Raw genomic sequence first — 17,633 nt, 5'->3', positions numbered from 1 at the left:
TAAATCCCCTCACCACAGGGTTGATTGTCAGCATGAAAGATCGATGTCTGGCTAACTGAATTGTTTCTCGTAGCAACTTCCTGTTACAGACTGGTGATAATCTCGCCGTTCACTCGCCCAAGACTGCCTTCAGATGCCCATTCAAGAGCCCCTGCTGCTACGTCACCATCGTCCATTCATGGCCTTTTGGCTGGCGCGGATTTTCACCGCCAGCGGTTTCCAGATGCTCACCGTGGCGATCGGCTGGAATCTGTATCAATTGACCGGCAACGTGCTGGATCTGGGCCTGGTCGGGCTGGTCGAATTCGCCCCGCGCGTGCTTTTCATGCTGCACACCGGGCACGTTGCCGATCGCTATGATCGGCGCAAGGTCGCCGCGCTTTGCCAGTCGTTGCAGGCATTGATTGCCTTGGCGCTGGCCATCGGCAGCGCCACCGATCACGTCACCCGCGAGATGATTTTCATCCTCGCCTTCCTGCTCGGCGCCGCCCGTTCGTTCGAGATGCCGACGACTCAGGCCTTGCTGCCCAGCATCGTCCCCAGTGCGCTTTTCCCCCGTGCAGTTGCCGCCGCGCAATCGGCGCAGCAGTCGGCCACTATCGTCGCTCCGGCTCTTGGCGGTTTGCTCTATGCGTTCGGCAGCGTCTGGGTCTACGGCCCGACCGTGCTGCTGTACGTGATCGCCTGCGCGCTGATGCTCAACCTACCGGCACGCCAGACGCCATTGAATAAAGGCAAAGCCACGCTGGACTCGCTGTTGGCAGGGATTCGCTTCATCCGCAGCCGCCCGGACATCCTCGGAGCGATCTCGCTGGACCTGTTCGCCGTGTTGCTCGGCGGCGCCACGGCGTTGCTGCCGGTGTTCGCCAAGGACATTCTGCTGACCGGCCCGTGGGGCCTTGGCCTGTTGCGCTCGGCGCCGGCGGTGGGTGCGTTGCTGATGTCACTGTTTCTGGCGCGATTTGCCGTGGAACGCAATGTCGGCCGGGTGATGTTCACCGCCGTCGGCATCTTCGGCGTCGCCACCATCGCGTTCGGCCTGTCGACCTCGTTCTGGTTCTCCCTGGCGGTGCTGGTGGTGCTCGGCGCAGCGGACATGATCAGCATGGTCATCCGTGCCTCGTTTGTGCAACTGGAAACCCCCGACGAAATGCGCGGCCGGGTCAGTGCGGTCAACGGCCTGTTCATCGGCGCATCGAACCAGTTGGGCGAATTCGAATCCGGCCTCACCGCCCACTGGTTCGGCACCGTGCCGGCGGTGGTCATGGGCGGGATCGGCACGCTGGTGGTAACGGGGACGTGGATCAAACTGTTTCCGACGTTGGCGAGTCGGGATCGGATGCATGTGCCGGTGGAAGAGAAGGTCTGAGTTTTTGGAAAAAACTCACCTGCTTAGCACTTATTAAGCGACAACGTGCGGTACATAGTTACCGCACCGGGTGTAATGTATCGCCTTACACTCGCCGCCATGATCAAATCCTTTCAGCACAAAGGCCTTCGTGGCTTCTATGAAACAGGTACGACTCGTGGAATTCGTGCCGACCATGCAAAACGGCTTTCGCGCATGTTGCAGTTCATGGATCGAGCGACGCTTCCCGCAGACCTGGACTTGCCCGGCTGGCGCCTGCATCCGTTGAAAGGTGAGCTGAGCGAATATTGGTCGCTCAGCGTTTCAGGCAACTGGCGAGTGATCTTTCGTTTTGTCGGTTCGGATATCGAATTGGTCGATTATCTGGACTACCACTGACAGGAGGCAGGCTCATGCCCATGCACAACCCGCCACACCCCGGTGAAACCCTGCTGCTGGATGTCTTGCCCGAGCTTGGTATCAGCGTGAGCGAATTGGCCCGGCACCTTGGCTTTGCACGCCCGCATCTTTCGCGCGTACTGCACGGACACGCGCCGATCAGCCCGGATCTGGCAGTACGACTTGAGCGTGCAGGGATCGGCAAGGCGCGCGTTTGGCTAGGCGTCCAAACCGACTACGATCTTTGGCAAGCGGAGCACCGTGAGCAACCAATGATAGAACCCCTCGCAGCCCACGGCTGAACCGTCAGGCCATCAACTCCCCCGCCACCCTCGCCCGTAACGCCTTGCCACCAAGTTGCTCGACCAGGGTCAGGGCAAACTCCAGCGCCGGTCCCGAGCCTTGGGCGGTGATGCAGTTGCCGTCGACTACCACCGCTTGATCAACAAACGTACAGCCTGATAGTTGGTGGCTGGCACCGGGCAGGCAGGTCATGCGTCGCTGGCGCAGCACGCCTGATGCTTGCAGCGCGACAGCCGGGGCTTCGCCGATGGCGGCGAACAGGCGGCCGGCGCTGGCTTGGTCCTTGAGCAATTGCTGCAAGGGCTGATGCGCCGCCAGATGCCGGGAACCGACGGCACCGCCTGGCAGGACGATCAGGTCAAAAGTCTGTGCCAGTACATCGACCAGCATGCCGTCGGCAGTCAGCCGGGTGCCGCGCGCACAGGTCAGCATGCGTCGGCCTTCGATGCTGGCGGCGACCACTTCGATGCCGGCGCGGCGCAGCACGTCGATCAGGGTCACGCTTTGCAAATCGTCGATGCCCTCGGCGAGGGCAATCAGGGCTCTGGAAGTCATGGGCGCTTTCCGCTGGATAGTCAGTCAAGCGTAGTCAGCTTTGTCCCACCCTGTTCGCAGACAGCCGTTACTTGATGTAAAGCTGGGTCGAAAGCGTGTTGCGCGGGGCGTTGATCGAGGTGTTGCTGAAGTTGAAGCTGCCTTCCTGTTTGCCGGCCAGATCGAAGGTATAAAGAGAACCGACGGTTTTGCTGCCGGGGGTGCATTCGGTGAGATTGCCATTATCGAAGGCGCACACCGGACCTTTGGTGCCGTTGACCTCGAAGCCATCCAGAGTCACGTGTGGCTGGTTCTGGCCATAGCCGACTTCCAGCACGAAGACTTTGATATTCGGCCCGCTGTGATTGCATTGGGTTTGCGGCTGGTTATCGGCAATATCTTCCAGGCCGCAGGACGGTGACTGCACTTTGATCACCTTCACCTCGGTGAGCGGCGGCGCCGATGCCGCGAACGCCGGAGCTGTCAGCAGCAGTGCTGCAATCCATCCGAAAATCCTGATCCAACCGTTGCGCATGCCTGCCCACTCCAAAAATCAGCGCGCAGTATGGCGCAGTTGTTGGCTGCGCAAAACTTCGCCGACGATCGACACCAACATCCGCCAAATTCCTCACGCGGCTGGTATGATGCGCGGCTTTTTCCGGCCCACGACAATTTTCCAGGCGCTTGCGACGGTCTGTGCTTTGCTGTTGAGGTCGATACATTCACGGCGCCACGCGCGCCACGGGGAGCAGACATGCTGGAAAGGCTGTTTCAACTCAAGGCACACAACACCAACGTGCGCACCGAAATTCTTGCGGGCGTCACGACTTTCCTGGCCATGGCTTACATTCTGTTCGTCAACCCGAGCATCCTCGGCGAGACCGGCATGGACAAAGGCGCGATCTTCGTCGCCACCTGTCTGGCGGCTGCAATCGGCTCGACCGTGATGGGCCTGATCGCCAACTACCCGATCGCTCTCGCTCCGGGCATGGGCCTGAACGCCTTCTTTACCTACACCGTGGTGCTGCACATGGGCCACACCTGGCAGGTGGCGCTGGGTGCGGTGTTCATTTCCGCCGTGCTGTTTTTCCTGCTGTCGATCTTCCGCATCCGTGAATGGATCATCAACGCCATTCCGCTGCCACTGCGCTCGGCGATTGCCGCCGGTATCGGCCTGTTCCTGGCGCTGATCGCCCTGCACAACGCCGGTATCGTGGTCAGCAACCCGGCGACCATGGTCGGCCTCGGCGATCTGACCAAACCGGCACCGATTCTGGCCACCGTCGGCTTTGCCGTGATCGTCGCCCTCGAAGCGCTGAAAGTGCGCGGCGCGGTGCTGATCGGCATTCTGGCAGTGACCATCGCCTCGATCGTACTGAACGTCACCGAGTTCGGCGGCATCATGTCAATGCCGCCGTCGCTGGCGCCAACCTTCCTGCAACTGGACATCAAAGGCGCACTGGACATCGGTCTGGTCAGCGTGATTTTCGCCTTCCTGTTCGTCGACCTGTTCGACAACTCCGGGACCCTGATCGGCGTCGCCAAGCGCGCCGGCCTGATGGGCAAGGACGGCCACATGCCGAAAATGGGCCGCGCGCTGATCGCCGACAGTACTGCGGCCATGGCCGGCTCGCTGCTGGGTACTTCGACCACGACCAGTTACATCGAATCCGCTGCCGGCGTCAGTGCCGGTGGCCGCACGGGCCTGACCGCCATCGTCGTGGCAATCCTGTTCCTGCTGGCGCTGTTCTTCTCGCCCCTGGCGGCCAGCGTTCCGGCGTTCGCCACTGCGCCAGCGCTGCTGTTCGTCGCCGTGCTGATGACTTCCGGCCTGGCGGAAATAGACTGGGACGACATCACCGTGGCGGCGCCGGTTGTGGTTACCGCGCTGGCCATGCCGTTCACCTATTCGATCGCCAACGGCATCGCTTTCGGCTTCATCGCCTGGACCGCCATCAAGCTGCTGTCCGGCCGCGCCCGTGAGCTGAACCCGGCACTGGTGATTCTGTCGATTCTGTTTGTGATCAAGTTGGGTTGGTTCAACGCATGAGTTTCGATTCCCAAGCCTACGCCGAACAACTCGAAGCCAAGGTCACGCGCTTGCGTGATCTGCTGGCACCGTTCGATGCACCTGCGCCGACGGTGTTTGATTCGCCTCTGCAGAACTTTCGCCTGCGCGCCGAATTCCGCCTCTGGCGCGAGGGCGGCGAACGGCATTACGCGATGTTCTCTCAGGACGACAAACGCACGCCGATCCTTATCGAAGAATTCCCGATTGCCAGCCTGCGCATCAACCAGTTGATGCCGCAGTTGAAGGCCGCGTGGCAAGCCAGTTCGGCGCTGAGCCACAAGCTGTTCCAAGTCGAATTTCTGACCACGCTGGCCGGCGACGCGATGATCACCCTGTGCTATCACCGTCCGCTGGACGAGCACTGGCATGCGGCAGCCACTCAGTTGTCGGCCGATCTCGGCGTGAGCATCATCGGCCGCTCCAAAGGCAAGCGCGAAGTGCTCGGTCAGGACTATGTCGTCGAGAAACTCGAAGTCGGCGGCCGCACCTTCAGCTATCGCCAGCCCGAGGGCGCATTCACCCAGCCCAACGGCACGGTGAACCAGAAGATGCTCAATTGGGCATACGACGCGCTGGGCGATCGCAGCGACGATCTGCTCGAGTTGTACTGCGGCAACGGCAACTTCACCCTGCCGCTGGCGACGCGCGTGCGCAAAGTGCTCGCCACCGAGATCAGCAAGACTTCGGTCAACGCGGCCCTGAGCAATCTCAGCGAAAACTCTGTGGATAACGTCACGCTGGTGCGTTTGTCCGCCGAGGAGCTGACCGAAGCGCTCAACGAAGTGCGCCCGTTCCGCCGCCTGCACGGCATCGATCTGAAGAGCTACGAATTCGGCAGCGTCTTCGTCGACCCGCCACGCGCCGGCATGGATCCGGACACCTGCGAGCTGACACGACGCTTCGACAACATCCTCTACATCTCCTGCAACCCTGACACCCTCGCGGCCAACATCGCCCAGCTGCATGACACCCACCGCATTACCAAGTGCGCGATGTTTGACCAGTTCCCGTGGACCCACCACATGGAATCCGGTGTGCTGCTGACCCGGCGTTGATTGCGGGTAGCGGATACGGAAAAGCCGTCGTGATTGACGGCTTTTTTGTGGGCGCTATGGCGCGATATCAGTTTTGCGTGGACGCCCGCCTTTTTTGCCATTGGCTCGCGCTGCCGCAGATTTCGCAGCGCTGCTTTGACGCCCGTTGCGCGAGGCGACGACCGACGCGGCCATCCGCATAAGCGGCGGGCTTGCTGAAATCATGCCGGCAATGGAAATATCCAGATCCTTGCCCTCATGGCACAGCGCAGTGCCGCCGAGGCCGATCGTCAGGCTTGCATAATCGGCCGCTTCAAACCCCGCGAATTCGGGATACAGCTTCACCGGAAGCAACACACCGCTGCCGTCCTCGAAACGAATGACCAAAGAGAATTCTTCGAAGCTCACTGACACGGCCTGCAAACTATTGGCCTGTCGTACTTCGCCAAGTGTGATGGCGGCATCGAGCATTTCTTCCGTCAGGGGGCGATGCACCGACGGTTTCGCCTTGATGACTTTCATAATCCGATCTCAACTCCTTCCAACTTGCCGATCAAGGACAGCAGCACCTTGTCTTCATCGGGTTCATAGCGCGCCGATCCGATCCTGTAGGTCTCGTCGGTGACTGGCTTCATCACGGGCACTTCATTTGCTTGGCAGTCCCATATCTGATTATCGAGACAAACGGTCTTCAAGCCCGACCACCAGATCCCTCGTGCTCGACGCAGGTGCGCCGGTTGTCCAAGTGACAGACACAAGCCGTTCAGCACAGCGAGCGGTGGTCGTCGGGACAGCGGCACGACATCCCACAGATCAACTTCGTTGTGCCAGAAGCTGAACCGGAAGCGGGCATTCCAGGCACCCGCATCTACATGGGCGTGCGGTGGGCAGTGTTCGTCTCTCAACATGATGCGAATCGACATTCCTTTGTAGCTGCATATCTTCATCCTAACCCATCCGTTAGGTTAATTGATTTCCAGAGCTCGAATTTCCTTTCGAGTCCGACGACCGGTTGCCACATGCGAACCTGTCGGAGGTCATCCAAGGCTAGCGCGCATGGGGGGCGGGACCTGGGAAATGATCGGAAAAAACGTAAGAAAAGCTGTCGTTACGTCTTGAAATCAGGGCTCGCCTGAATTTGCCTGTGCGATCACCGAACATAAAACGCCAAGGTCATTTCTGTTCAATTGACCGATGTAACCATCTAGTACATTTTATCTCCACAGGCCGAACCCTCTCGGCCAATGCCAAAAACAATAAGTGGAGTTGCCCCCATGTCCCCTATCGTTCTGGTGCTTAACGGCCCGAACCTGAACCTGCTCGGCACCCGCGAGCCGGCGACTTATGGTCATGAAACCCTGGCCGATATTTCTGCACTGTGTGGTCGCGCGGCTGACGAGTTCGGCCTGACTGTGGAATTTCGCCAGACCAATCATGAAGGCGAGCTGCTCGACTGGATTCACGCCGCGCGTGGTCGTTGTGCCGGGATCGTGATCAATCCGGCGGCGTGGACGCATACGTCCGTGGCGATTCGCGATGCACTGGTCGCCAGTGAATTGCCGGTGATCGAGGTGCATCTGTCCAACGTGCATGCCCGTGAGCCGTTTCGTCATCATTCGTTTGTTTCCAGCATCGCCACGGCGGTGATGTGCGGGTTCGGCAGCCATGGCTACCGCCTGGCGCTGGAGCATTTCGGTCAGCGGTTGCAGAGGTAAGAACCATGTCGCGTTCCAAGGTGATACTCGCCGGGCTGATCGGCGCCGGGATTCAGGCTTCACGTACGCCGGCACTGCATGAGCACGAAGGTGATGCGCAGGGCCTGCGTTATCTGTACCAGCTCATCGACCTCGATCAATTGCACCTCGACAGCACGGCTCTGCCCGACTTGCTGCAAGCGGCGGAGCGGATGAATTACACCGGGTTGAACATCACTTTCCCGTGCAAACAGGCGGTCATCCCGCTGCTCGACGAGTTGTCGCCGGAAGCCCGTGGCATCGGCGCGGTCAACACCGTGGTGCTGAAGGACGGCAAGCGTGTCGGCCACAACACCGATTGCCTCGGTTTCGCCGAGGGTTTTCGCCGAGGTCTGCCGGACGCTGCCCGAGAACGTGTCGTCCAGATGGGCGCCGGTGGCGCTGGCGCGGCGGTGGCCCACGCGCTGCTCAGTGAAGGCGTACGGCAATTGACGATTTTTGATGTCGACCGCGAGCGTGCCGAGAGCCTGGCGAACAATCTGAATCAACATTTTGGCGCCGGTCGCGCGCAGGCGGGACGGGATTTGCCCGGGGCGCTGGCGCAGGCCGATGGCCTGGTCAACACCACGCCGATGGGCATGGCCAAGCTGCCGGGTTCACCGGTGCCGGCCGGCTTGCTACGCAAGGCAATGTGGGTCGCGGAAATTGTGTATTTCCCGCTGGAAACCGAGCTGCTGCGCGATGCCCGCGCCTTGGGCTGCCGCACCCTGGATGGCGGCAACATGGCGGTGTTTCAGGCGGTGAAGGCGTTTGAACTGTTCAGCGGCGTGGTGCCGGATGCGCAGCGCATGCTTGAGCATTTTCAGAGCATGAATGGCTGAACAACAGGGTAACTCTGTGGGAGCGAGCCTGCTCGCGAAGGCGTCGATTCAGTCAACGAACAGGGCGACTGACACACCGCTTTCGCGAGCGGGCTCGCTCTCACAGGGGGATCGAGTCAGGCCTTCAGGTAGCGCAACACCGATTCGCAGATCATCTCGCGGTGGCGCTGCTTGATGGTTTCGTCCGGCAGGTCGATCTGGAAGATTTCTCCCAGCGTGTGGCGGTTCGACACGCGATAGAAGCAGAACGAACTGATCAGCAGGTGCACGTCCAGCGCATCGATGCCACGCCGGAACAAACCTTCGTCCGCGCCTCGTTGCAGAATCCCGCCCAAGGTGTCGAGGATCGTGTTGTTCAGCGCCTTGATCGCATCGGAACGCTTTACGTACTCGGCGTTGTGGATGTTTTCGATGCTGACGATGCGCACGAAATCGACGTTGTGGTCATGGTGATCGAAGGTGAATTCCACCAACCGACGGATCGCCAGCTCGGGCGGCAGCTCGTCCAGGTGCAGGCGGTTTTCCGTGCTGCGAATATCGCCGTAAAGCTTCTCCAGCACCTCGACGTACAACTGCTCCTTGCTGCCGAAGTAGTAATAGATCATGCGCTTGGAGGTGTGGATGCGCTCGGCGATCGCGTCGACGCGGGCGCCGGACAAGCCCTGCTGGACGAACTCGACGATCGCCTCCTGCAGAATGTTTTCGCGGGTCTTTTCCGGATTGTTCTTGCGACTCTTGCGCGGCACTGCGTCGGACTCGACAGCAGCGGCGGAAAGTTCTGAATTCATGGTCATCGCGGGCTCACGGCCATCACTGCACAAGCTGGCGATTATGGGCCGCGCGGGACAGTGAAGGAAGCCGCGCAGCCGGTGTTTAATCCCGCGTTTACGAATTCCCTACAACTTCGCCTGACGCACCGCACCGCTGCGGGATTTGGCCATCGCCGCCAGCCGCACCGCAACGTTGGCCGCGCCGTAGCCGGCATAGCCATTCTTGCGCTGGATGATCTCGAAGAAGAAACGCCCCTCGAACGGCTCGGTGTAGACGTGAAACAACTCGCCGCCCTGGGCGTCACGGTCGTAGAGCACGTTGTAATAGGCCAGTTCGCTGAGGAATTCATCGTCGAAATCGAAACGCGCCGCGAGGTCGTCGTAGTAATTCAGCGGGATGTCCAGCAGCGGCACGCCGGCCTCCTTGGCGCGACTGACCTGGGCGAAGATGTCGTCACAATCGAAAGCGATGTGATGCACACCGGAGCCGCGATAACTCGACAGCGCATGAGAAATGGCGGTGTTGCGGTTCTCGGAAATGTTCAGCGGCAGCCGGATCGAGCTGTCGCGGCTGCGCAGTGCGCGGCTCTTCACCAGACCGTATGGATCGGGCAGCACCACTTCATCGTCGGCTTCAAAATCCAGCAGGCTTTTGTAAAACAGCACCCAACTGTCGAGGCTGTCCGCCGGCAGCGCCATGGCCATGTGATCGATACGCTTGAGGCCGCCGCCGGTCTGCGCGTCCGGCAACAGATTGAAATCGGTGCCGTACACGTCGGCTTCCGCATCGACCAGATAAATCAGGCTGCCGTCCGGTGCGCGCACCGCCGCCAGCTCCAGTTCATTCGGCCCGACCAACCCGCGATAGGGCTGCCCCTTGTAAGCGACCGCGCGGGCCAGCGCACTGGCGCTGTCTTTGACCCGCACCGCCGTGGCGCACAGCGACGGGCCGTGGGCTTCGAAAAAGCTGTGGGCGAACGAATACGGCTCGGAGTTGAGGATCAGGTTGATATCGCCCTGACGCAGCAGGCTGACACTCTTGGAGCGATGCTGCCCGGCCTTGGCGAAACCGAGGCGTTGCAGCCAGTGACTGAGCTTAGCGCCCAGCGCTTCATCGACGGCAAATTCGAGAAATTCCACGCCGTTGTATTCGCTGGCCGGCGGCGTTTCGAAAAGAATCTCACGGTTGGCCACCGGCGCCGCTTCCTGCTCGAGACGCTGACGGGTCTTCTCTTCCAGATACAGCAGCGAGCGCAAACCGTCGGCGGCATTGGCCCGTGGCGGCGCGGCGCGGAAGCCATCGTTAAAGATTTCCAGCGACAACGGGCCGGTATAACCACTCTTGATGATCGGTGCGAGGAAACCCGGCAGATCGAATTCGCCCTGCCCCGGGAAACAGCGGAAATGCCGACTCCACTCCAGCACATCCATGGCCAGGATCGGCGCGTCGGCCATTTGCACGAAGAAGATCTTGTCGCCGGGAATGTCGGCGATCGCGCTGGGATCGCCCTTCAGCGACAGGGTATGGAAGCTGTCGAGCAGCACGCCGAGGTTGGAGTGATCAGCCTGACGGACGATGTCCCAGACCTGTTGATAAGTATTGACGTGACGGCCCCACGCCAGCGCTTCGTAACCGATGCGCAAGCCACGGGCGCCGGCGCGTTCGGCCAACAGGCGCAAATCATCGACGAGGATTTGTTGATCGCCGACACTGTCCGGCGAGGCGTTGCTGCAGACCAGCACCAGGTCGGTGCCAAGTTCCTGCATCAGATCGAACTTGCGCTCGGCACGCTCAAGGTTGCGCGCCAGGCGATCGCGGCGGCAACCTTCGAAGTCACGGAACGGCTGAAACAGGGTGATGGCGATCCCCAGATCGGCGCACATCTGTTTAATTTCCCGGGGACTGCCGTCGTAGTACAGGAGGTCGTTTTCGAAAATCTCCACGCCGTCGAACCCGGCGGCGGCAATGGCTTCGAGTTTTTCCGGCAGGGTGCCGCTCAAGGAAACGGTGGCAATGGAACGCTGCATGTTTCAACTCCCGGACTGCGCCGCTTTATCTTTACTGTAGGAGCTGCCGAAGGCTGCGATCGTTTGATCTTGATTACCAAAACAGCAAAATCAAAAGATCGCAGCCTTCGGCAGCTCCTACCGGGGAATGGGTTTTTATAGTGAGGGAAATTATTGGCTGCATCCCTGCGCGCAGCAATTTAAAGTGTACTACCCGGTTAGTTTTGCGTGCGATTATCGAACACTAAGGCGATTTGGCGAATTGACGATTTTTTGTTCACTGCCCAACATCGGTTGCACATCGAGTCCGGCCACTAACCACCGGGCAAGGTGTTCGACAGAAAAGAACACCAAATAACAAATCCAAAAACGGGTGGAACACATGATTCCTTCACAGACTTCCCGCATGGCTCCGGCCATGAGCACTGCCACGGGTGGCATAGGCGACAAGATCCGCGGCGCCATGGCTGTCGGCAAGACCCGCTGGGGCATGCTGGCGCTGGTGTTTTTTGCCACCACCCTCAACTACATCGACCGCGCCGCCCTCGGCGTCATGCAGCCGATCCTCGCCAAGGAAATGAGCTGGACGGCGATGGACTACGCCAACATCAACTTCTGGTTTCAGGTCGGCTACGCGATCGGTTTTGTCCTGCAGGGACGCCTGATCGACCGGGTCGGCGTCAAGCGCGTGTTCTTCTGCGCCGTACTGCTCTGGAGCCTGGCCACTGGCGCCCATGGCCTGGCGACCTCGGCAGTCGGCTTCATGGTCTGCCGCTTCATCCTCGGCCTGACGGAAGCGGCCAACTACCCGGCCTGTGTGAAAACCACGCGCCTGTGGTTCCCGGCCGGTGAACGCGCTGTCGCTACCGGCATCTTCAACGCCGGCACCAACGTCGGCGCGATGTTCACGCCGATGCTGCTGCCACTGGTCCTGCACGTGTGGGGCTGGCAAGCGGCGTTCCTGTGCATGGCGGCACTCGGCGGCATCTGGCTGCTGTTCTGGGGCTTGAAGTATTTCAATCCGGAAGATCACCCGACGGTTAAACAGTCGGAACTCGATTACATCCAGCAGCAAGTCGAACCGGAACAGGCCCGCGTGCCGTTCAGCAAGATCCTGCGCATGCGCGGCACCTGGGCCTTCGCCCTCGCTTACTCGCTGACCGCGCCGGTGTTCTGGTTCTATCTGTACTGGCTGCCGCCGTTTCTCAATCAGCAATACAACCTCGGCATCAACGTCACGCAGATGGGTATTCCGCTGATCATCATCTACGTCACGGCTGACTTCGGCAGTGTCGGCGGCGGGATTCTGTCCTCGTTCCTGATCGGTCGCGGGATGAACTCGATCAAGGCGCGGCTGCTGTCGATGTTGCTGTTTGCCTGCTGCATCATCGGCGTGGTCATGGCCGCCGGCTCGGCGAATCTGTGGGTGGCGGTGGCGGCGATCTCGCTGGCGATCGGCGCGCATCAGGCCTGGACTGCGAACATCTGGAGCCTGGTGATGGACTACACGCCCAAGCACATGATGAGCACGGTGTTCGGCTTCGGCGGCATGTGCGCGGCGATCGGCGGGATGTTCATGACCCAGATCGTCGGCCACATCCTCACCGTTACCAACAACAACTACACGGTGCTGTTCACGCTGATCCCTGCAATGTACTTCCTCGCACTGACGTGGATGTACTTCATGGCACCGCGCAAGATTCCGACCGTCGAATAACCCGCTAAATCGCCCCTGTAGGAGCTGCGGAACGCTGCGATCTTTTGATCTTGCTGTTTAAGATCAAAGATCGCAGCCTCGTTTCACTCGTCAGCTCCTACAAGGGATCTTTGCTCCCCCTTAGCGCCGGCTCTGCTGCCACGCTGCCGCCAATCCGCTGCAACAGATCACCGCAATACCGATCACCGTCAACCCGCTCGGTGTGTGATTGAACAGCAGCCAGCCCAACAATCCGGCAAAGACGATCTGGCAATAGCCGAACGGCGCCAGCAATGCCGGCGCGGCGTGACGGAAGGCCTGAGTCAGAAACAAGTGCGCAGTCATCCCGCAACTGCCCAGCGCCAGCATCAGCGCGGCATGAGGCAACGTCGGCACCTGCCAGAAGAACGGCACCAGCGCGCTCATCACCAAGGTATTGCACAGCCCGGCAAAGAAGTTGCTGGTGGTCGGGCTGTCCACTTCGGCGAGCTTGCGCGTCAGCAGCTGGTAGAAGCAGAAGAACAGCGCCGAGCAGAACGGCAGCAGGATTGCCGGGGTGAACAGTTCGCCGCCCGGGTGGACGATGATCAGCACGCCGATGAAGCCGCAGATCACCGCGATCCACTGCCCGCGCGTCACTCGTTCCTTGAGCAGCGGCACCGATAACGCCGTCACCAGTACCGGCGCGAGAAAGTTGACCGCCGTGGCTTCCGCCAGCGGGATGTACAGCAGCGCCGTGGTGAAAAACAGGCTGGTGCCGAGCAGACACAGGGCACGGGCGAGCTGCCATAACGGTTTCTTGGTGCGCAGCACGCGCAAACCGGACTGCGGCAGGAAAATCCCCGCCATCAACAAGGTGTGCACCACATAGCGCGCCCACACCACCATCACGATCGGATAAAAACCGGAGAGGTATTTCGACAAGGCGTCGTGGCTGGAAAACAGGAACGTCGCCACGACAATCAGCAGAATCCCCTTGAAGGGCTGGTTGACACCGGAGAGCGGGGTGCTGACGGTCATTGGCAATCTCTGAAAAAATACCCGGGCGAGCGTTCGCGCTGGCGGCAATCGTTGTGGCAATCATAGTCGGCCGAGCTTTCAGCAACCGCACAGGTTGCACTCTTCTTCGCCGGGAAACCGCCGCCAGGCAAAACCCTGAGGCAAGATTCCCGCCACTTCGGCGTCCGGCCAGTGTGCAACATCACAGACTGCCGTCGAAACAGCGGGTTCATGAATTCGACGGAAGAAATTCCACTCGGGATTGAATTCACGGCCCGCTCGACCGTCAATACCAGGCCCGCACCATGTGGGCGCGTGTGCATGGACGGACGACCGGACTGGCGCCACACTCACACAGCGGCAACACTCATCACCAGCAGATTCATCACCGGCAATAAAGAGGATTCCCACATGCTATGGAAAAAAGGCCGACGCAGTGACAACGTCGTCGACGCCCGGGGTGATGACGCAGGCGGTGGCGGCGGCATGCGCTTCGGTGGCGGCAAGGGCCTGAGCCTGACGGCCATCGTGCTGATTGTCGGCATCGGCTGGCTCACCGGCCAGGACCCGATGCAGATCCTCGGCCAGTTGACCGGCCAGATGGACCAACCGGCGCCCTCCTCGCAAACCCGTCAGGCGCCACCGGCCAATGATGAACAGGCCGAATTCGTCCGTTCGATCCTTGGCGACACCGAAGACACCTGGGGTCCGATCTTCCAGCAGGCCGGACGCCAATACAAAGACCCGACACTGGTGCTGTTCAGCAATCGAGTGAACTCCGCGTGCGGCATGGCCACTTCTGCCACCGGCCCGTTCTATTGCCCGGCAGACCAGAAGGTCTATCTGGACATGGCCTTCTTTCAGGAAATGTCGCAGCGCTTCAAAGCCGCCGGCGATTTCGCTCAGGCTTACGTGATTGCGCACGAAGTCGGACACCATGTGCAGACGCTGCTGGGCGTCTCGGCGAAGATGCAGGCGGCGCGTCAGCAAGGCCGGCAGATGGAAGGCGACGGCGGCTTGCTGGTTCGCCAGGAATTGCAGGCCGACTGTCTCGCCGGCGTCTGGGCGTATAACGCGCAGAAACGCCTGAACTGGCTGGAGCCCGGCGACATCGAAGAAGCCTTGAACGCCGCCAACGCCATCGGCGATGATCGCTTGCAGCAACAGGGCCAGGGCCGTGTGGTCCCGGACTCGTTTACCCACGGTACGTCAGCGCAAAGGGTGCGCTGGTTCAAAACCGGATTCGCGCAAGGCCAGGTAAGCCAGTGCGACACCTTCGCGGCGAAAACCCTGTAAATGCATAAATGGCTTGTGGCGTTACTGTTCATCGCCGGCACCGCGCAAGCGGCCGGCGTCGACGCGATCAGCGCCGGTCGCCTGCAACTCAAGGCCGGGGAAATGGCAGTGGGCATCGGCCCGGCACCTGAGAAGATCGAGCGGGTGCTGATCGTCATTCACGGTCGCCTGCGCAACGCCGAGACCTACCGCAAAAGCGCGGAAAGCGCCGCCGAACTCGCCGGGCAGACCGCGCACACGCTGGTGATCGCTCCGCAGTTTCTCAATGAAAGCGACGTCACCCTGTATTCCTTGCCGCCGACGGTGCTGCGCTGGCAGGGCAACGAGTGGATGGGCGGCGGCTTGTCCACCGGGCCGAATCCGCTGAGTTCCTACGCGGCGCTGGACGAAATCGTCGCGCGGCTCAGCGACCGCAAACAGTTTCCGGACGTGAAGCAGATCGTGATCTTCGGCCACTCCGGCGGTGGTCAGGTGGTGCAGCGTTACGCCCTGCTGGCCAAGGATCAGCCGGCGCTCAAGGCCAACGGTATTCGCTTGCGCTATGTAGTGGCCAATCCTTCTTCTTATGCGTACTTCAACGAGCAGCGGCCAGTGGCGTTCGACCACGCACAATGCCCGGGTTTCAATCGCTGGAAGTACGGCCTGGCGGACATGCCGGTGTATGCCGGAGGGCAAACGCCGTTGCAGGTCGAGAGCGCTTACGTCAAACGCGAGGTGATTTATCTGCTCGGGCAGCAGGACGTCGACCCGGAACACCCGGCGCTGGACAAGAGCTGCGCAGCCGAGGCGCAAGGGGCTTACCGCTTGATGCGCGGAAAAATGTATTTCGGCTACTTACTGCGCCGGCATCCCGAGGGGGTCAATCAGCGGCTGATTGAAGTGCCTGGGGTCGGGCATGACGGGGATGGCATGCTGACGTCGGCGGAGGGGCAGAAGGCTTTGTTTGATCAGTGAGTTTTCTAATGAATCCACCGGCCCCTTCGCGAGCAGGCTCGCTCCCACATTTGGAATAAATGCCACACTCGGAATGCATTCCCCTGTGGGAGCGAGCCTGCTCGCGAAGGCGTCCGATCAGACAACAACGATCTCAGGCCTGCAGCATCCGCCGCAACTCGACACAATCCTTCGCATGCCAATCGGTCAACTCCGGCCACGGGTTATCCGGCAGGTTCACCAACACCGTCCGCGCCCCCGCTGCTCGACCGCAATCCAGATCAAAGCGGTAATCGCCGACCATCACCATGTCACTGGCCGGCACTTGCCAGGCCTCGGCCAGTTTCAGCAAACCGCCCGGATGCGGCTTCGGCGGTGCTTCGTCGCGACCCAGCACATCCTCGACCGCGAAGCAGTCGGCCAGGCCGATCGCCTCCAGCGTCACGTGCGCCAGCTCCCGCGCATTGCGCGTGAGAATGCCGAGGCGATAACCGCGCGCATGCAGGTCGCGCACCAGCTCCACCGCGCCGGTGGCCGGGGTCGAGCCCAGCGCCAGATCGCGTTCATGCTCGAGCAACCAGGCATGCTTGGCCGCTGCTTCATCCGCTGGCAATGCGGCGAGGTGGGTGAGGATGTCGTCCTCCGGCGGAATCGCCAGTGCCACGCGAATCGCCGCGAAATCATGCACGGCGACAGTCAGCGTGCCGTCCATGTCGAACACCCAATGACGAACCTCGGTCAGGCTCATGCCCAGTCCTTGCGATGGCGGATCAGACCTTCCTGAGTCACCGAAGCGACCAGTTGCCCGGCGCGATTGAACACGCTGCCACGGGAAAAACCACGGGAGTTGCCGGCCCACGGGCTGTCCATCGCGTAGAGCAACCAGTCATCGGCGCGCAGATCATTGTGGAACCACAGCGCGTGATCAAGGCTGGCGACCTGCATGTCTTTCTGCCAGACCGACTTGCCGTGGGGCAGCATCGAAGTGGTCAGCAGGCCGAAGTCCGAGGCATACGCCAGCAGGTATTTGTGCAGCGCCGGGATGTCGGCCAAGGCGCCGTCGGCGCGGAACCACACATATTTGATCGGATCGGCCGGTTGCGGGTTGTACGGGTCTTTTTCGGTAACCGGGCGTACTTCGATCGGTTTCGGACACAGCAGTTTTTCACGCATGTGCTCGGGAATCAGGTGCGCTCGCTGCTGGATCAGTTCCAGTTCCGAGGGCAGGTTTTCCGGACCAACCACCGCCGGCATCTGGCCCTGATGCTCGAAGCCTTGTTCGTCGTACTGGAACGAAGCGCTGCACGTGAAGATCGGGTGGCCCTTCTGGATCGCCGTCACGCGGCGGGTGCTGAAACTGCCGCCATCACGCACGCGATCAACCGAATAGACCACCGGCAACTTGGCATCGCCCGGGCGCAGGAAATAACCGTGCAGCGAGTGCACATGACGCGCCTCTTCCACCGTCTGACTGGCCGCCGACAGCGACTGGCCGAGCACCTGACCGCCGAACAACTGGCGGAACCCCAGATCCTGACTACGACCACGGAACAGGTTTTCTTCGATCGGTTCCAGGGTCAGCAGATCGACCAGATCTTCCAGCACTTGGCTCATTCAGACTCTCCTCACACAAAGCAATGGCCGCGCAGTCTTGGCTGCGGCGGACGA

The 17,633-nt window shown here is 60.8% G+C and carries 19 protein-coding genes; 10 read left to right on the top strand and 9 right to left on the bottom strand.

Annotation, left to right across the window (positions count from 1 at the left end; translation table 11 throughout):
* Positions 1–133: 133 nt before the first annotated feature.
* From ACZZ0K_RS01075 to ACZZ0K_RS01065, 3 genes are all read left to right on the top strand, one after another.
* Positions 134–1,369 (top strand): MFS transporter, encoded by a 1,236-nt coding sequence (locus tag ACZZ0K_RS01075; protein ID WP_252882711.1) that lies wholly within the window; start codon positions 134–136, stop codon positions 1,367–1,369.
* Positions 1,370–1,468: 99 nt separating this feature from the next.
* Positions 1,469–1,747, top strand: coding sequence for a type II toxin-antitoxin system RelE/ParE family toxin (locus tag ACZZ0K_RS01070; RefSeq protein ID WP_041477766.1), 279 nt, complete (start codon positions 1,469–1,471; stop codon positions 1,745–1,747).
* A gap of 14 nt (positions 1,748–1,761) precedes the next feature.
* On the top strand, positions 1,762–2,049 hold the full coding sequence (locus ACZZ0K_RS01065; RefSeq protein WP_016773085.1) for a HigA family addiction module antitoxin: 288 nt from the start codon (positions 1,762–1,764) through the stop codon (positions 2,047–2,049).
* A gap of 4 nt (positions 2,050–2,053) precedes the next feature.
* On the opposite strand, the gene ACZZ0K_RS01060 is transcribed toward ACZZ0K_RS01065, so the two are convergent.
* Together ACZZ0K_RS01060 and ACZZ0K_RS01055 are read right to left on the bottom strand one after the other, a co-directional pair.
* Complete coding sequence (locus ACZZ0K_RS01060) at positions 2,054–2,605, bottom strand: DJ-1 family glyoxalase III (protein WP_056790548.1); 552 nt, start codon at positions 2,603–2,605, stop codon at positions 2,054–2,056.
* Positions 2,606–2,672: 67 nt separating this feature from the next.
* Positions 2,673–3,119 carry a DUF4879 domain-containing protein gene (locus ACZZ0K_RS01055; RefSeq protein ID WP_252878932.1) on the bottom strand — a complete coding sequence of 149 codons (447 nt, stop codon included), beginning with the start codon at positions 3,117–3,119 and terminating at the stop codon, positions 2,673–2,675.
* Positions 3,120–3,338: 219 nt separating this feature from the next.
* Between ACZZ0K_RS01055 and ACZZ0K_RS01050 the strand changes: the two genes are divergently transcribed.
* Together ACZZ0K_RS01050 and trmA are read left to right on the top strand one after the other, a co-directional pair.
* Positions 3,339–4,634 (top strand): NCS2 family permease, encoded by a 1,296-nt coding sequence (locus tag ACZZ0K_RS01050; protein ID WP_016773083.1) that lies wholly within the window; start codon positions 3,339–3,341, stop codon positions 4,632–4,634.
* Entirely contained in the window at positions 4,631–5,710 is a 1,080-nt protein-coding gene (trmA, locus tag ACZZ0K_RS01045) for a tRNA (uridine(54)-C5)-methyltransferase TrmA (RefSeq protein ID WP_252882712.1), read from the top strand. Before ACZZ0K_RS01050 ends, trmA begins: the two co-directional genes overlap by 4 nt.
* Positions 5,711–5,764: 54 nt before the next feature.
* Here the strand turns inward: trmA and ACZZ0K_RS01040 are convergent, their stop codons facing one another.
* A complete protein-coding gene (locus ACZZ0K_RS01040) occupies positions 5,765–6,211 on the bottom strand; it encodes a DUF2442 domain-containing protein (RefSeq protein WP_252884864.1) in 447 nt (148 codons plus the stop codon).
* Complete coding sequence (locus tag ACZZ0K_RS01035) at positions 6,208–6,636, bottom strand: DUF4160 domain-containing protein (RefSeq protein ID WP_252884865.1); 429 nt, start codon at positions 6,634–6,636, stop codon at positions 6,208–6,210. Before ACZZ0K_RS01035 ends, ACZZ0K_RS01040 begins: the two co-directional genes overlap by 4 nt.
* Positions 6,637–6,963: 327 nt before the next feature.
* Here ACZZ0K_RS01035 and aroQ point away from each other — a divergent pair, with 327 nt between their 5' ends.
* A complete protein-coding gene (gene aroQ, locus ACZZ0K_RS01030; RefSeq protein WP_252884866.1) occupies positions 6,964–7,404 on the top strand; it encodes a type II 3-dehydroquinate dehydratase in 441 nt (146 codons plus the stop codon).
* Positions 7,405–7,409: 5 nt separating this feature from the next.
* On the top strand, positions 7,410–8,264 hold the full coding sequence (locus ACZZ0K_RS01025; protein ID WP_457265209.1) for a shikimate dehydrogenase: 855 nt from the start codon (positions 7,410–7,412) through the stop codon (positions 8,262–8,264).
* 116 nt (positions 8,265–8,380) lie between these two features.
* Here ACZZ0K_RS01025 and ACZZ0K_RS01020 read toward each other — a convergent pair whose 3' ends face one another.
* Positions 8,381–9,058: a TetR/AcrR family transcriptional regulator gene (locus ACZZ0K_RS01020; RefSeq protein WP_016773079.1), complete on the bottom strand. Its 678-nt coding sequence runs from the start codon at positions 9,056–9,058 to the stop codon at positions 8,381–8,383.
* A 102-nt stretch (positions 9,059–9,160) separates the two neighbouring features.
* Positions 9,161–11,062 carry a 3-dehydroshikimate dehydratase QuiC gene (quiC, locus tag ACZZ0K_RS01015; protein ID WP_236168715.1) on the bottom strand — a complete coding sequence of 634 codons (1,902 nt, stop codon included), beginning with the start codon at positions 11,060–11,062 and terminating at the stop codon, positions 9,161–9,163.
* Between the two features lie 361 nt (positions 11,063–11,423).
* Between quiC and ACZZ0K_RS01010 the strand changes: the two genes are divergently transcribed.
* A complete protein-coding gene (locus tag ACZZ0K_RS01010; protein ID WP_041477757.1) occupies positions 11,424–12,758 on the top strand; it encodes an MFS transporter in 1,335 nt (444 codons plus the stop codon).
* A gap of 120 nt (positions 12,759–12,878) precedes the next feature.
* On the opposite strand, the gene ACZZ0K_RS01005 is transcribed toward ACZZ0K_RS01010, so the two are convergent.
* Positions 12,879–13,757: a DMT family transporter gene (locus tag ACZZ0K_RS01005; RefSeq protein WP_041477756.1), complete on the bottom strand. Its 879-nt coding sequence runs from the start codon at positions 13,755–13,757 to the stop codon at positions 12,879–12,881.
* A 390-nt stretch (positions 13,758–14,147) separates the two neighbouring features.
* On the opposite strand from ACZZ0K_RS01005, the gene ypfJ reads away from it, so the two are divergent.
* Together ypfJ and ACZZ0K_RS00995 are read left to right on the top strand one after the other, a co-directional pair.
* Complete coding sequence (gene ypfJ, locus ACZZ0K_RS01000) at positions 14,148–15,032, top strand: KPN_02809 family neutral zinc metallopeptidase (RefSeq protein ID WP_041477755.1); 885 nt, start codon at positions 14,148–14,150, stop codon at positions 15,030–15,032.
* Positions 15,033–15,986: an alpha/beta fold hydrolase gene (locus ACZZ0K_RS00995; protein WP_258707226.1), complete on the top strand. Its 954-nt coding sequence runs from the start codon at positions 15,033–15,035 to the stop codon at positions 15,984–15,986.
* A 133-nt stretch (positions 15,987–16,119) separates the two neighbouring features.
* Here ACZZ0K_RS00995 and ACZZ0K_RS00990 read toward each other — a convergent pair whose 3' ends face one another.
* On the bottom strand, positions 16,120–16,713 hold the full coding sequence (locus tag ACZZ0K_RS00990; RefSeq protein ID WP_056790576.1) for an HAD family hydrolase: 594 nt from the start codon (positions 16,711–16,713) through the stop codon (positions 16,120–16,122).
* On the bottom strand, positions 16,710–17,579 hold the full coding sequence (gene tesB, locus ACZZ0K_RS00985) for an acyl-CoA thioesterase II (RefSeq protein WP_122610958.1): 870 nt from the start codon (positions 17,577–17,579) through the stop codon (positions 16,710–16,712). Before tesB ends, ACZZ0K_RS00990 begins: the two co-directional genes overlap by 4 nt.
* Positions 17,580–17,633 lie beyond the last annotated feature (54 nt).

The organism is Pseudomonas sp. AC255 (assembly GCF_979258175.1).
The sequence above is the reverse complement of the archived record's forward strand: the minus strand, read 5'-3'. Positions and strand labels throughout refer to the sequence as shown.